Below are 12,905 nucleotides of genomic sequence, written 5' to 3' on the forward strand. Positions count from 1 at the left end.
CGTCGGACTCGTCCTGGCCACCGGCCAGGCACACACCCGACCGGCCCACCACAAGGTGGGCACCAAACCCCGCCGAACAGGTTAAAAGACAAGCTTAGAGCGCCACCTTCTCCTACAGGCGAAGACGCCGGTCAGTGGGCCTGTGCGGGGATCCGCTGGTGGCCCAGACTCGCTTGTCCACAAGCCGGTGAACACATCGGGGGCGGGCACGTGGTCTCGCTCGGGTTCGCGTATCGCCATTGGTCCACCGGTCGTCCGTTGCTCTGGTGACCCTTCCATTCCTGTTCTCGCAAATCTTTCTGCATACGGCTTTCCTATTTGCTGTCGCCCTTTGCTTCGCTCTGTGGGTTCGACGCATTTAGTGGCGTTGGACTGCGTGATGCTGCGTGCCCGTCGATTTACTGACAGTCGGATTTGTGTCCCGTGGGTGGTGCTGAATTGGTGGCCGGGCAGCCGTTCCGGAAAGAGTCTTGAAAATGAGCCGGCGAACTGTTGCGGTATTCCTGCCGACGGGTGGCAATTAATTGTCACCAGAGAAGCCGGGAATCGCATCGAATTCCCGCCGTTGTCGAACCGAAGTGCCCAGGTTGCGCGTTGGGTGACCGGCGCGTATCGGCATCCGGTGAGATCGTCACGATGCATGAACTTTCGTGTACGGCGTTGCCCGCGCCGGGCGCGGCCGGCACGGCGGGCGTTCGGTGCGGTGGTCAGGGTGCCGGGAAACCGTTGGGAATGGCGACGATGCCCACACCGGCCGCCACCGCCCGGCCGGCGGTGGCGGCGGTTCCCCGGTTGCGTAGCGGTGAGCTGCGCGCGATGGTCGCCGGCGTCCTGGCCGACAGCGCGCCCGCCGCGTTGACCCCGCGCGTGATCGTGGCCAGGTTGAACCGGTCTTCCGGGGCGGTGGGCAATGCGTGCCGGACGTTGGCCGGTCAGGGTGCGGCTGAGGTCGCGTCGATATCGCCGCTGGCCTATCGGGCGACCACCACCACGGTGACCGCCGCCGCCCCGGCGGTCACCGCCGCGCCGCGCCGGAAACCCGCCGCCGCCCGACGGACGGGAACCGCGTCCACGGGTGCCCCTGCCGCGCCCGCCGGGAAAGGATCGGCGGCGGGCGCGGGTTCGGCGGGCGCGGTGACCGGTCCGGTGTTGCGTCCCAACGGCACGGAGTACCACCCGCGTTTGGTGGCGGGGACGATGTTGCCCGACGTGACGGCATTGCGGCGATTGAAGGAGGCGGGGGTCGCCGCGCTGTTGTACGGGCCACCGGGGACGGGCAAGACGTCGGTGGTGGAGGCGGCGTTCCCGGACTGCGTCACGGTCCAGGGCGACGGGGACACGGTGGTGGCCGACCTCGTGGGCGACTACACGAAGACCCCGGACGGGGAGTTCGTGTTCGTGCACGGCCCGCTGGTCCGCGCGATGCGCGAGGGCGTGCCGTTGTTCATCGACGACGCGACCCTGATCCCGCCGACCGTGCTCGCCGTGGTCTACCCCACGATGGACGGCCGCCGCCAGATCATCGTGAAGGCCAACGGGGGAGAGGTCGTGGACGCCACGCCGGGGTTCTACGTGATCGCCGGCCACAACCCCGGCGTGCACGGGGCGGTGCTCACCGACGCCCTCTCGTCCCGGTTCTCCGTGCAGGTCCAGGTGTCCAGCGACTACGACCTCGCCGACCAGTTGGGGGTGGACCCGAAGGCGGTGCGTGTGGCACGCAACCTCGCCACCCGGCAGGAACGCGGCGAGGTCGGTTGGGCACCGCAACTACGGGAATTGTTGGCGTTCAAGAAGATCGCCGCCGTACTCGGGATAGACGCCGCCGCCGCGAACCTGGTGGGCATCGCCCCGGAAGAGGACCGGGAGACCGTCGCCGCCGTCGTGCGCGACGCCTTCGGACGCATCGTCAAGCCCCTCGCCCTGGGAGCCCGCATCACGACCACACGCTGACCCGCCCCCGCCGACACACGACAGTCCCGGAAGGACATTCGCCATGAGCACCCACTTCACCGCCGACCCGGACGCCACCGGTGCCGCCGTGTTCCCGACCCGCCCGGAATGGCTGACCCTGTCCGCCGCCATCGCCGACGAGGTCCCCGTGATCGCCGACCGGAACGACCTCGTGGTCAGCGTCGCACCCGGCGCGGGCAGCGGTGCCCCGGCGTGTTTCTACCCCGCCCGCGCGCTGATCGAAGTCGACGGCGACCACCTCGGCGTCGACCCCGCCACCGTCGACCCCGCGAACCTGTCCGACCGGTCCCGCTACGCCCCGACATGGGGCGCGCTGACCCACGAGTGCGGACACGCCAAACACACCGCCTGGGAACCACCGCCCGACGCCCCGCCCGGCGTGGTCGCCGCCGCCATGCTGCTGGAAGAGCCCCGCATGGAAGCCGCCCAGGTACGCCGCCGCCCGGACGACCGGCACTGGCTGCGGGCGTGCGTCAAGGGCATCGTCGCCGCCGACCTGCACCTGTTCGCCAACCCCGCCACCGCCCCGCAGATGACCAAAGTCGACGCCGCCCGCGCCTCCGCCCTGCTGCTGGGACGCGCCGACGGAGGCGTACTCACCCGAGCCGAGGTCGCTCCGGTCACCCGGGTCGTGCGGGACGTGCTCGGCGAGGACGCCCTGGACAAGCTGCGGGCGGTGTGGCGCACGGCGTTGCGCACCGCCGCCGACGACGACGCAACCATGCTCGACCTCGGGCGGCAGTGGTGCGAGATCACCGCACCGACCCGAGCACCGGCGACCCGGACCCCGGCGTGGCACCCGACCCGTCCACCCCGTCCGGCGGCACCAACGCAACCGCTGGCGCAACAGGCACCCGTCCCTCACCGGTGGCACTTCGTCCCCGTCCCTGTTGGCGGGTGCGATCGCCGCCGTGTTGGACGACGTGGCGCGGCGGGTGGCGCGGGAGAAGGCGCCGGAGGACCCCGCCGCCGTCGCTGCCGCCAACAGGGCGCGCGAGGCCGCTGCCAACAAGTTCGCCCACCAGGCGGCGCGTGGAGTATTCGAGGTCGGAGGTCCCCGTGACGGGCGCACCGCCACCACGGGCACCCGCCCACCCACCCCGCAGGAGCGGTCGGCGGCACGGGTGTTGGCGCGGGCGTTGGACACCGCCGGCATCCGGGAACGGGTCGCGGTCAAGTCCGGTTCGGAAGTGCCGCCGGGGCGGTTGCGGATGCGCGGGGTGCGCGCCGCCGAAGCGCAACGCGCAGCAGGGGCGACCGTGACTGCGTAAGCGTTCACCCGCATGACCCGCATCCCGGTGCCGACCCCGCCGCTGCGGCTCGGGGTGGCGTGCGACGTGTCCGGCACGATGGGCTGGGCACGCGCCCACGTGGCGGCGGCGTGGATCCTCGCCGCCGCCGCCCGTCACACCAGGGTGCCTGCCCAGACCGCGAGCGTGATCTTCGGTCACCACGTGCGCCCGCTGACCCGCCCCGGTGAGTACCCCGCCGAGGTCACCGAGTTCGCCTCCCGCGACAACTGGGAGGACATCCCCACAGCCCTCGACGCCCTCGACGGTGCCCTCGGGCTGTCCCGACCCGGCGCGGCCCGACTGCTGGTCGTGATCTCCGACGGCCGATTCCGAGACCAACCCCGCCGCGACGGACAGCGCAAACTCGACCGCCTGTGCACGGCCGGGTGCGCGGTGCTGTGGCTGACAACCAACCCCGACGACACCCCTCTCGACGGCACGACCGTGCACCTGCTCGCCGACCCCATCACCACCGCCCGCGCCATCGGGCACGCCGCCACCGCCGCCCTACGCGTCACCCGCTGACCCCCACGCCGGGTCGATACCCGCCCCGTGCCCAGAACGAGGAGCCCACGTCATGATCTCGTGGAAGAACCGGGTCGTGAAGACCATGCTCGCCACCGCGCCCCGGATGCAAGGATCGTGGGGCGTCGCGACCGCGATACGGTGGGACGACAGGACCACGATCGTCGACGGTGAGTACGTCAAGCAGTTGACATCCGTACCCGACGACGAGAGTTTCGGGGGAGCGGCGAGGCTGGTCGACGCGACCAGCGGGTTGGCGTTCCACGTAATGCCACCGTGGAACGCGGCCAAATCGACCGGCTATGTGCTGGTGCCCGCAGTGCCGCCCGACCTGGAGCGGAACTACCACCCCACGCACCGGGACCACCAAATCCCGGTGTCGTTCGACATGCCCTCGGCCGACGTCGCCGAACTCCTCAACACCCGCCTGCCGCGCTACCACGACCTCATCCGACAAGCCCGAGAGGAAAAGGCGAACGGCGACCACGCGATGGCGAGGGCCGTCGAGATCGTCACCGCTGCAGCGGTGACGATCGGAACGGCGAAGCCGACACCCATCACGGCACACCCGCCACGGCGGGGAACGCACGGAATCGAGTGGTTCGGTACAGCCGGTCCGCTCCAGGTGGACGCCCACACGAGCGGAAGCCGTCTCACCATCAGCTTCTCCCTACCGGTCAGAGACTTCGAGGACACCATCGCAGCCCTCGCCACCGTGATCCGGATCTGACACACGACGCACCCACCACGACCCCCGGCATCAGAACGCATAGCCGCCACCAGGCCGTGTCCGCCCCAGCAACCAACCCGCCGATCGACACATGCGAAGTGATCACGATGACCGACGCCACCCGACCCACGACGGTGGACGAGCCGATCGCCGCATTGTCCGCCTACCGCCCGACCACGGCCCTGAGGGTCGCCACGCAACCGGGCCACCGATGCACCTCCTCGCGCGGGTGGTGTGCACCCCGACGACGCCGACGGTATCCCGTCCACCGACCCGTCCGTGATGCGGCTCGGCACAGGTGAGCAGGTCGGCTACCTCCCCGCTTCCGCCGCCGACGCCCTCGGGTGGCCGCGATGACCACCACGTCGCTCGGACTCGCCGAACGCGCGGTACGCGCCGCGCACGCCCACCGCGCCGCCGACCCTGACGGATTCCGCCGTCGCCACGACAACCCCGAGACGTGGAACCGGTGGGCACGTCGCGCCCGTGTCGTCCGCACCGTCGCCACCGCCCTGCACGTACCGGTGGATGCCGTGCTGGTCACCGACGACCCCCACCGCACCTATCCCACCCGCACCGGAGACGTCCCCGGCGACTTGATCACCGTCACCGACCCGCCGACCGGGAGCACGTGGCGGTTCATCCCCGACCACACCACCCCCGGCCAGGCGTGGCTGCTGCTCGACCGTTGCCCCGGCTGCGACGCCGAGGTCGTCGTCACCAGAGTCGCCGCCCTGGCCGACCTCGGCGACCACCTCGGCCCCGACCGCGACACACAACCTGCCTCGTGGAACCCGATCCGGCCGACCACCGGCCAGGCTGTAACGGCCACCGAACCGCGCTGGCCGAGCTGACCTCGCCCGGCGCGGCCACGGCGAAGGGCCGTTCGAAGGGCCGTGGGCTTGAAACCCGGGTGATCCAATGACCGGCTGTGCGGTGGTCGATCGTGCGGGCAAGGGCCTTCGGTGGTGCTGAAACACGGCGGCTGCCGGACCCGACAACAAGAGTTGTAGGGCCGATGGCATGGTCCAGGCCGTTCCGTACGCACCGGGGGAGACCGCGTGCTCAGGATTCACTTCACCCGCGATGACGTTGCCCGGACCCGGATCGCGCCGGCTCCGGATCCGCTCTGGGAACTGGTGATGGGCCTGCACCTGCTCCGGCCGCAACCAGGCGACCTGTTGTTCCGGGACTGGCGCCGAACCGCCGCGGCGGCCATCCGGCGGGCCGCGCTGGGCGACCGGCTGAGCCTGCTGCTGGCGTTGACCCCGCCCGTCGGGTACTTCCCGGACTTCCTCAACCCCAGCGCGGCCATGGCCGGCCTGGACCACGGCCTGGAGGTCATCCGGTCTACTCCGAAGGCCGCTCTCGACCACGACCTGCGGCATCTCGCGCGGACGCGACACCTGCCCGACGACGCCCGCAAGCTCGCCCACGGTGAACCGGCGGTGCTCGTAGAACTCACCGGAACCATGCGCACGTGCTACCGGCTGATGATCACCCCCTACCGGCGGACGATCGAGGCGGCTGTCGAACGCGACCGGCAGCTGCGTGCCCGTGCCCTGGCCGACGGCGGCGTCGAGGGCCTGTTGGCCGGCATGCGCCCCACGATGAGCTGGGACTCGGGCGAGCTGCGCATCCCGGGGCACCGCGACCAGGACCTGCACCTCAACGGTCGCGGCCTGCTGCTCGTCCCCTCGTACTTCTGCCTCACCGGGCCCGTGACGATGTTCGACCCCACGCTGCCACCGGTGGTGGTCTACTCCGTGGCCAAGCAACCCGACGCGCTCGTCGCCGACCCGCGACGGGACCCGGGCACCCTCGCCGCGTTGATCGGCGCCACCCGGGCCGTGGTCTTGGCGAGGATCGCCGAGTGCCCGAACCCGACCACCACCGCCATCGCCCGCCGGGTTGGGATCTCGCCGGGCACCGCCAGCGAGCACGCCACCGTCCTGCGCCAAGCCGGTCTCATCACCAGCCACCGGGACGGCAACCGGATGCTGCACCACCCGACCGCGCTCGGGCTGGCACTCCTCGGCCACGACTACGTGCCGGCCGTGACCGAGCGACCCTGACGGCGCACCGAGCCCTCTCATTCGGCCGTGGCCGAAGGTCGTTGACGACGTCGACGGGACCGGGTGACGCTTCCGGACCGGTGCGGCGGAACGCGAACCGCCGCCGCAGGTCGGAACAACCGAACGAAGGGGGAGCAAGCTGTGCGAAAAGCGATCGTGGCCGTTGTCCTGGTGCTCGCGGGAGTCGTCGTGCCGGTCGGTTCGGCAGCGGCTGATCCCGAGTTCCTGATCCGGGCGCGCCACAGCGGCAAGTGTCTCGACGTCGTCGGCGGTGCGACCTACAACGGTGCCAGGGTCCAGCAGTGGGACTGCAACGGGTCGCCGCACCAACGCTGGCTGATGTACATGGACAGCATCGGCGACTACCAGATCGTCAACGCCAACAGCGGAAAATGCCTCGACGTGGAGGCCGCTTCGAAGAGCGACGGCGCGCCGGTGCATCAGTGGGACTGCAACGGCGGCAAGCACCAGAGGTTCTTCATCCACGACCAGGAGCGGCTCGTGCCGACCCACGACTTCAGGAAGTGCCTGGACGTCACGGGCGGACCGGGTGCGGTCGGCAATGGCGCGCTGATCCAGCAGTGGACCTGTCTCGACGGCTACCCGACGAACCAAAGCTTCTACTAGGACTATTCGTCGATTATCCGGCACGGCAATCGATTGGAGACACCCCATGAGAACACGCCTTGCCCGCGCGTTGGCCGCGCTCGCCGCGGTGTTGGCACTCGGTGCCGGGAACACCGGCACTGCCGCAGCCGCGGCACCCGGCCCCTGCCTCGACGGCGCGGAGTGGCTGCCGCGCTTGACCGCCGGTCCGTCCGACTCGTACGGCCCGTCGGCGACCGGCTATTACGTCACCAGCAACCGGTGTCGGGACATCAACATCAACATCATCAGCTCGCCCAGCTACACGGAGTGGACCGCACTCACCCGCGTCTGCTGGGTCAACCACGGTTACTGCAACAACTGGAGGACCGTCCCGTGGGACGGCGAGTGGCACGTGATCGCCACCGACGTGCTCGACGGCACCAAATACCGGATGGAGTTCCACTGGCCGGAACCGATGTGGGGCTCGGAGTGGAGCGTGCGCTACGCACACTGACCCCGTCGTCGGGGACACGGCCAACGGCTGCCGACGCACGACACCGCACCGGATGGCCGTGACCCACATTCGAACCGCCTCGGGTGGGCGACGGCGCGCCGAAGCGCTGTGTGTCCGTGACACCCGAGGCGGTCCACTCCGTCCTGCACGGCTTCGACGAGGAAGCCGCACGTCGGCAGTCGAAGCGGGTGGTGCCGGTCGGAACTCCGGCCTGGAGCGGTCGCCGGATCGGTGTCGCCGAATGGCGGTTGCCGAGTACGACACACGACATGGCACTCGGCGGACCGGACGCGCTGGCCGAGCGGTTCACCGCAGTGGGCTGAATCGGCTGCGGCGTGGGGGCATGGGGTTCTCGGACAGGGCTTGCCTGGGCGGCTGTGGGGGAAGGGCCGTCGGCGGTCCCGCTCGGGCCGCCGACGGCTGTAGAGAATCAAGTCCGGGCAAGAGCGCAGACCGACGTTCGGCCGGGCGTCACAGTTGGGAGATCAGTTCCCGACCTTGCCGGGCCAGTTCGGGCAGGGCTTTCGCAGGGATGCCGTTGCGCAGCACGGTGCCGAGCAGTTCAGCGAGACGGTGCCCTGGGCAGCTCCTCTTGGCGTGTCCGACCGCGGCGGCGGTCAGGTCGAGGTCCCGTCGCGAGTAGGCGAATGCGGCCAGGAGGGCGGCCGGCTCGGCTCGTTCGGGCGCGGGGCTGGCCCGGACCAGTTCGGTCCACAACGCCTCGGCGCGGTCGGCGTGCTCGCCGGCGGCGAAGGACAGGCAGGCGTCGCGGACCAGCGGGTGGGTCAGTGCGAAAGCCAGGTCGGCGACCTCGCGATCGGTCAGCGGTTGCGTGCGGTCGCCGGCGCGGAGCACATGTTGGTGCAGCAGGTCGAAGCGGCTTCGCCGAGGGCTGGGTTGTCCTGGGGCGGCGGGGCGGTCCTCGGCGGTGGGGTCGGTTCGGCGATGGAGGTCGTCGAGCAGTTCGACCCGTCGCGCGAGGACGTCCTGTGGGTCGGGCAGCAGGACCGTCGGGGTGGTGGTGCCGACCGTGGCTCGGTTGGTGACGACCCAGACCCGCTGTCCGTCGAAGGTGTAGACCCAGTCGGCGTGGCGGAGGTCCTGCCATGGCCACGGCCATCCGTCCGACGGCGGATAGCGCAGGCCGTCGTCCTGGTCGGCCCAGGTGTCGACCAGGGCGGCTGTGGCGGTGGTGAAGGTGTGCGGGTCGGTTGCCTCCAGTAGCCTTCGGCCGGAGTCGATGGCCGCAGTGACGCCGGGTCGGCGTCGTTTTGGACGGAACCGAGCCAGCGCGGGTGGGCGCCGTGCTCGTCGTAGAAGTCGGCGATGGCGTGCTCTTCGTGATCGGCGGCGGTGGCGTCCGCCGGGCCGGTGATGCGCATGGTTGTACTCCCGTAGATCGTTCGGTGTGTGGGGTGGTGAGGCGGGCGGCGATACCCGCGCCCCGGGCCGTCAGCTGCGTACGGCGGAGTCGTCGTGGGCTGGGGCGAGTGCGTACTTCCTGGGCTTGTCGCTTGTGCGCACGGCGTAGCCGTCGGCGACCAGCTTCTCCAGCGCGTTGTGCACCGCACCGGCCGACCGGTCCAGCGCCCTGCCCATCGCGTTCGGGCTGAAGTCCTGACCGGAGTGCTCCCGCAGGTAGTCCTCGACCATCCCGCGCAACGCCCCGGTGCCAACCGCTCGCCCTTCGACCTCGTATCCGCCTGCGTCTCATCCGCCGCAGCAGCTGGCCGGTCGTCTTCGGCCAGGTCGTCCTCGGGAGCGGGCTGGTCACCGGTCGGCCCGTCGTCCGCAGACGGGTCTCCAGCGGAGGGCTGGTCATCGGTGATGATCGACCAGCGGTCGGCCGGACGCGATCCACCGTCGGCGATCCCGGAGGTGCGGGTGACGAGGCCGTCCTTCTCCCAGCGGGTAAAGATTTTAGGTGCGGTGGACTTGCCGATCCCGGCGGCGGTCGACAGCGTGGCGGCGGTGCTGCCGGGGTTGGCCAGCCTGCCACAGTTTCTCCTCGGTATCGGTGCGCGGCTTCGCCGGGTCGGGGACAGCCCGCAGCGTCGGTGTGGCATTGGTGGACATGACTACCTCGCAGCAAGTGACGTGTGGTGTGGTGGTCATGCCCCGGCCGGAGCGGGTGCGGCCCCCGGTGCGCATCCGGTAGTACCGGGCCGCACGACTATGGACGCTTCCTTGCCCCGTGAAGTCAAGCGGAACGTCGAAACAATCTATCCGTCCCCTGTGGACGGTTGACGCAACGGTCAACCTCTGCGCACCAAAGGGCTACTTCGACAGGGGTCGTCGCACACCATGCGATTACACCTCGAGGTTATGAAGCGTCCATCCACGTCGACCCTTCTAGCTGGTCCGGCTGGTCGTCGGGGTCGCCATGACCGGGCAGGACGTCGGGTTGTGGCTGCGCCGACACGGCTTCACACCGCAACGTCGGCCCGCTGCGGCCTGCGAACAACAATCTGCCGCGCGGTGCGGGACTGGCTCGACGAGGAGTAGCCGGCGATCGAGGCAGGGTGAGGTCGGGGGAGTGCCGTCATGGCGTGGGTCGACCAGTGCGGGCTGCGCTCGAGCGTCAGTGCCGGCGCCAGCCTGCTTCGGGCGCCCATCCCGACGCGGTCAGGGTGACGGCGATCAGGGTGGTGTAGACAGCGCCGACCGGTGGCACTACGGAAGTGAGGAGTTCGACACCGGCGAGGGTGCCGAAGAAGGCGGCCCATCCACCGAAGACGAATCCGCCGCAGGCGATGAGCATGCGGGTGGTCTGGCCGGCGGAATTCGGGGCCGCGTAGTAGAAGCTCCTGCCTGCGACGAAGGGCAGCAGGAGCCAGGTGATGAGGGCGAAGGGTATCGCGAAGAGGGCGAGGGGGTCGCCGTCGCGGACGCCTCCCGGTTTCGGCTTGAGCTCGAAGGACGGGTGGAAGGTGGTGTCGATGTCAAGGGCCGTCGGTGTGGTGAGCACGTGCACGGTGCCGATGAAGGCGAGCGCGGCGAGCAGGAACCAGATGGTGAGCACCGCCTTCGCCTGCCAGGCCATGCGCTCCGAATTCCACCGGGGGCGCTCGCCGTGCTCGGCCGGGTCGCCCGCCCAGGCCGACTCCGATGCGGATACCAGGGAATTCCACGCCGCGATGAAGGCCACCATTGCGGTCAGCACGGCCAGCGTGATCCAGATGACAGGCTTCCACGCGGCGCTGATCTCGCCGATGTTGTTGGTGGCCACATTCCCGACCACGCCCACCAGGATCGATGTGGCAGCGGCGACGCCCGCAGCTGCAGCTCGTGCACTGGTGGATAGTCGCCGCCGCACATGGCCCCCTCACCGCAGCCCTGACCGGAACCACGATGGTGCCATGTTCGCCACAGTGGTAAGGGCAGGAATCGATCAACCGATCGGGCGGTGCTCCCGCACTCGACCGCTTGCCCTCTTCAGAAGGCCTGGTTCGCCATCCGAGGCGGTAGAAGGCCGGACCGGCGATTGAAACGCGGATGATCACGACTAGTGGTCGCGCCCGTTAGTTCGTCGGAGGTTGGCGCCAGGCGGTGATGTCGTTGAGGTAGAGCCCACAGGCGCAGTCGAGTGCTTCCTGTGGTGTGCCGAAGGGGTGTCCGCTGGGCAGGACCGAATTCTCGTAGTCGTCGTGGCTGGCGCGGTAGATGGCGAAGCCCCAGGTGCTGACGGATCCGTTGTAGCGCAACCGCAGCAGCGGCAGGGTGGTGCCGTCGGCGAGGTCGCCGGTGACGTAGGCGAGCGCGCCGTGGTGGCGCACCCGCACGCTGGCCAGTTGGGGCCAGCGTGCGGGTGCGTGCCAGCAGGCGTTGGCGCAGCGAGACTTTTGTCGACTCGGGCGGGGAGGCCATGGGTCACGGTCCTGCCCGATACCGTCCCACTCCCATAGTCGATCTTGGAGTGGGTGGATTGAGTGGCCGTGCGGAGCCCGTATGCGATCACGCTGGACGAAGCGGATCGGCAGGCACTGGAGGCTCTGGCGCGCAGTGGTCGTGCCGAGCATCGTCGGGTGCCGCGGGCCCGGATCGTGTTGGCCGCCGCTGACGGGCGGTCCAACGCCGGCATCGCCCGCGAACTGCGGATCGTCGAGGACACGGTGCGCAAGTGGCGCAGGCGGTTCCGCCATGAAGGGCTGCCGGGGTTGGCCGACCGGCCGCGAGTGGGGAGGCCGCGGGTCTTCCCGGCCGCGGTCGTGGCGGAGGTCAAGGCACCGGCCTGCGAGCTGCCCACGCGGCGCGACGTGCCCTTGGCGCGGTGGAGCTGCCCGGAGCCGGCCCGCGAGGCGGTCGCCCGCGGCGTCTGCGAGCGGGTGTCGGCATCCACGGTGCGCCGCCGGCTGGCCGCCGACGCGATCAAGCCGTGGCAGCACCGGTCGTGGATCTTTCCGCGCGACCCGTACTTCGCGGTCAAGGCGGCCCGGGTGCTCGACCTGTACTCCCGCGTCCGGGAGGGTGAGCCGTTGGGAGAGAATGACTTCGTTCTCAGCGCAGACGGGAAACCCGGCGTGCGGGCCCGGTACCGGCTCCACGACACTCTGCCCGCCGGTGCCCACTGGCCGATGCGGGTGGAATCCGAATACTCCCGCGGCGGCACGCCGGCCTACTTCGCCGCCTACGACGTCCGGCATGCCCGTGTGACGGGCCGCTGCCAGCCTACTACGGGCATCGTCCCGTTCTCCCGTCTGGTCGACCAGGTCATGACCACCGAGCCCTACGCCGGCGCCCGCCGCGTGTTCTGGATCGTGGACAACAGGGCGTCCCACCGCAACTGGGCCGCCGCGGCCCGGATGAACGACGCCTTCCCCAACGCCCACCTGGTCCACTCATCAGTACACGCCTCGTGGTTGAACCAGGTGGAGATCTACTTCTCCGCCGTGCAGCGCAAAGCGCTCACCCCGGACGACTTCGGCGACCTCGACGAAGTCACCGAACGACTGATGTCCTTCCAGGAGCACTACAACGCCACCGCCCAGCCCTTCGACTGGACCTTCACCCGCCACGACCTCAACCGGCTGCTCACACGGATCGGCCGCCATGACCGCCACGCCCCACAACCACTGACAGCATGATCACCCCCCGACGAACTAACGGGCGCGACCACTAGTGTCCTCCGCCGGAAATCCGCCTACTAAGTCTAGTGTGGGTGGATGACGCGGATCGGACGGCCGCCCGCCGAGGTGAGGTTGAGCGAGCAG

The 12,905-nt window shown here is 69.9% G+C and carries 14 protein-coding genes; 10 read left to right on the forward strand and 4 right to left on the reverse strand.

Annotation, left to right across the window (positions count from 1 at the left end; genetic code table 11):
* Nucleotides 1–741: 741 nt before the first annotated feature.
* The 9 genes from ACZ7GX_RS44820 to ACZ7GX_RS44860 all read left to right on the forward strand — a co-directional run bounded on the left by ACZ7GX_RS44820 (nucleotide 742) and on the right by ACZ7GX_RS44860 (nucleotide 8,018).
* The gene (locus ACZ7GX_RS44820; protein WP_498786769.1) at nucleotides 742–1,950 is read left to right on the forward strand and encodes an AAA family ATPase; all 1,209 of its coding nucleotides are present in this window, start codon (nucleotides 742–744) and stop codon (nucleotides 1,948–1,950) included.
* A 43-nt stretch (nucleotides 1,951–1,993) separates the two neighbouring features.
* Nucleotides 1,994–3,034 carry a hypothetical protein gene (locus ACZ7GX_RS44825; RefSeq protein WP_498786770.1) on the forward strand — a complete coding sequence of 347 codons (1,041 nt, stop codon included), beginning with the start codon at nucleotides 1,994–1,996 and terminating at the stop codon, nucleotides 3,032–3,034.
* Between the two features lie 220 nt (nucleotides 3,035–3,254).
* Nucleotides 3,255–3,788, forward strand: coding sequence for a hypothetical protein (locus ACZ7GX_RS44830; RefSeq protein ID WP_498786771.1), 534 nt, complete (start codon nucleotides 3,255–3,257; stop codon nucleotides 3,786–3,788).
* A gap of 52 nt (nucleotides 3,789–3,840) precedes the next feature.
* Nucleotides 3,841–4,518, forward strand: a complete 678-nt coding sequence (locus ACZ7GX_RS44835; protein WP_498786772.1) for a hypothetical protein — start codon at nucleotides 3,841–3,843, stop codon at nucleotides 4,516–4,518.
* Between the two features lie 353 nt (nucleotides 4,519–4,871).
* Entirely contained in the window at nucleotides 4,872–5,372 is a 501-nt protein-coding gene (locus ACZ7GX_RS44840) for a hypothetical protein (RefSeq protein WP_498786773.1), read from the forward strand.
* A gap of 207 nt (nucleotides 5,373–5,579) precedes the next feature.
* On the forward strand, nucleotides 5,580–6,593 hold the full coding sequence (locus tag ACZ7GX_RS44845) for an ArsR/SmtB family transcription factor (RefSeq protein ID WP_498786774.1): 1,014 nt from the start codon (nucleotides 5,580–5,582) through the stop codon (nucleotides 6,591–6,593).
* 141 nt (nucleotides 6,594–6,734) lie between these two features.
* Entirely contained in the window at nucleotides 6,735–7,220 is a 486-nt protein-coding gene (locus tag ACZ7GX_RS44850; protein WP_498786775.1) for an RICIN domain-containing protein, read from the forward strand.
* Between the two features lie 46 nt (nucleotides 7,221–7,266).
* Nucleotides 7,267–7,695: a hypothetical protein gene (locus tag ACZ7GX_RS44855; RefSeq protein WP_498786776.1), complete on the forward strand. Its 429-nt coding sequence runs from the start codon at nucleotides 7,267–7,269 to the stop codon at nucleotides 7,693–7,695.
* 116 nt (nucleotides 7,696–7,811) lie between these two features.
* Nucleotides 7,812–8,018, forward strand: coding sequence for a hypothetical protein (locus tag ACZ7GX_RS44860; RefSeq protein WP_498786777.1), 207 nt, complete (start codon nucleotides 7,812–7,814; stop codon nucleotides 8,016–8,018).
* 148 nt (nucleotides 8,019–8,166) lie between these two features.
* On the opposite strand, the gene ACZ7GX_RS44865 is transcribed toward ACZ7GX_RS44860, so the two are convergent.
* The 4 genes from ACZ7GX_RS44865 to ACZ7GX_RS44880 all read right to left on the reverse strand — a co-directional run bounded on the left by ACZ7GX_RS44865 (nucleotide 8,167) and on the right by ACZ7GX_RS44880 (nucleotide 11,477).
* The gene (locus ACZ7GX_RS44865; RefSeq protein ID WP_498786782.1) at nucleotides 8,167–8,985 is read right to left on the reverse strand and encodes a DUF4192 domain-containing protein; all 819 of its coding nucleotides are present in this window, start codon (nucleotides 8,983–8,985) and stop codon (nucleotides 8,167–8,169) included.
* Nucleotides 8,986–9,147: 162 nt separating this feature from the next.
* On the reverse strand, nucleotides 9,148–9,348 hold the full coding sequence (locus ACZ7GX_RS44870; RefSeq protein ID WP_498786778.1) for a hypothetical protein: 201 nt from the start codon (nucleotides 9,346–9,348) through the stop codon (nucleotides 9,148–9,150).
* Between the two features lie 928 nt (nucleotides 9,349–10,276).
* Nucleotides 10,277–10,936, reverse strand: coding sequence for a hypothetical protein (locus ACZ7GX_RS44875; protein WP_498786779.1), 660 nt, complete (start codon nucleotides 10,934–10,936; stop codon nucleotides 10,277–10,279).
* A gap of 280 nt (nucleotides 10,937–11,216) precedes the next feature.
* Nucleotides 11,217–11,477: a hypothetical protein gene (locus ACZ7GX_RS44880; protein WP_498786780.1), complete on the reverse strand. Its 261-nt coding sequence runs from the start codon at nucleotides 11,475–11,477 to the stop codon at nucleotides 11,217–11,219.
* A 153-nt stretch (nucleotides 11,478–11,630) separates the two neighbouring features.
* Here ACZ7GX_RS44880 and ACZ7GX_RS44885 point away from each other — a divergent pair, with 153 nt between their 5' ends.
* Complete coding sequence (locus ACZ7GX_RS44885; protein WP_498786781.1) at nucleotides 11,631–12,779, forward strand: IS630 family transposase; 1,149 nt, start codon at nucleotides 11,631–11,633, stop codon at nucleotides 12,777–12,779.
* Nucleotides 12,780–12,905 lie beyond the last annotated feature (126 nt).

The sequence above is a fragment of the Actinosynnema sp. NPDC037264 genome, assembly GCF_055603705.1.

Bases quoted from the DNA above. Each gene is read 5' to 3' on its own strand.
- ACZ7GX_RS44855 (WP_498786776.1), top strand. From the start codon at position 7,267: ATGAGAACACGCCTTGCCCGCGCGTTGGCCGCGCTCGCCGCGGTGTTG.
- ACZ7GX_RS44830 (WP_498786771.1), top strand. From the start codon at position 3,255: ATGACCCGCATCCCGGTGCCGACCCCGCCGCTGCGGCTCGGGGTGGCG.
- ACZ7GX_RS44825 (WP_498786770.1), top strand. From the start codon at position 1,994: ATGAGCACCCACTTCACCGCCGACCCGGACGCCACCGGTGCCGCCGTG.
- ACZ7GX_RS44870 (WP_498786778.1), bottom strand. From the start codon at position 9,348: ATGGTCGAGGACTACCTGCGGGAGCACTCCGGTCAGGACTTCAGCCCG.
- ACZ7GX_RS44820 (WP_498786769.1), top strand. From the start codon at position 742: ATGCCCACACCGGCCGCCACCGCCCGGCCGGCGGTGGCGGCGGTTCCC.
- ACZ7GX_RS44840 (WP_498786773.1), top strand. From the start codon at position 4,872: ATGACCACCACGTCGCTCGGACTCGCCGAACGCGCGGTACGCGCCGCG.
- ACZ7GX_RS44835 (WP_498786772.1), top strand. From the start codon at position 3,841: ATGATCTCGTGGAAGAACCGGGTCGTGAAGACCATGCTCGCCACCGCG.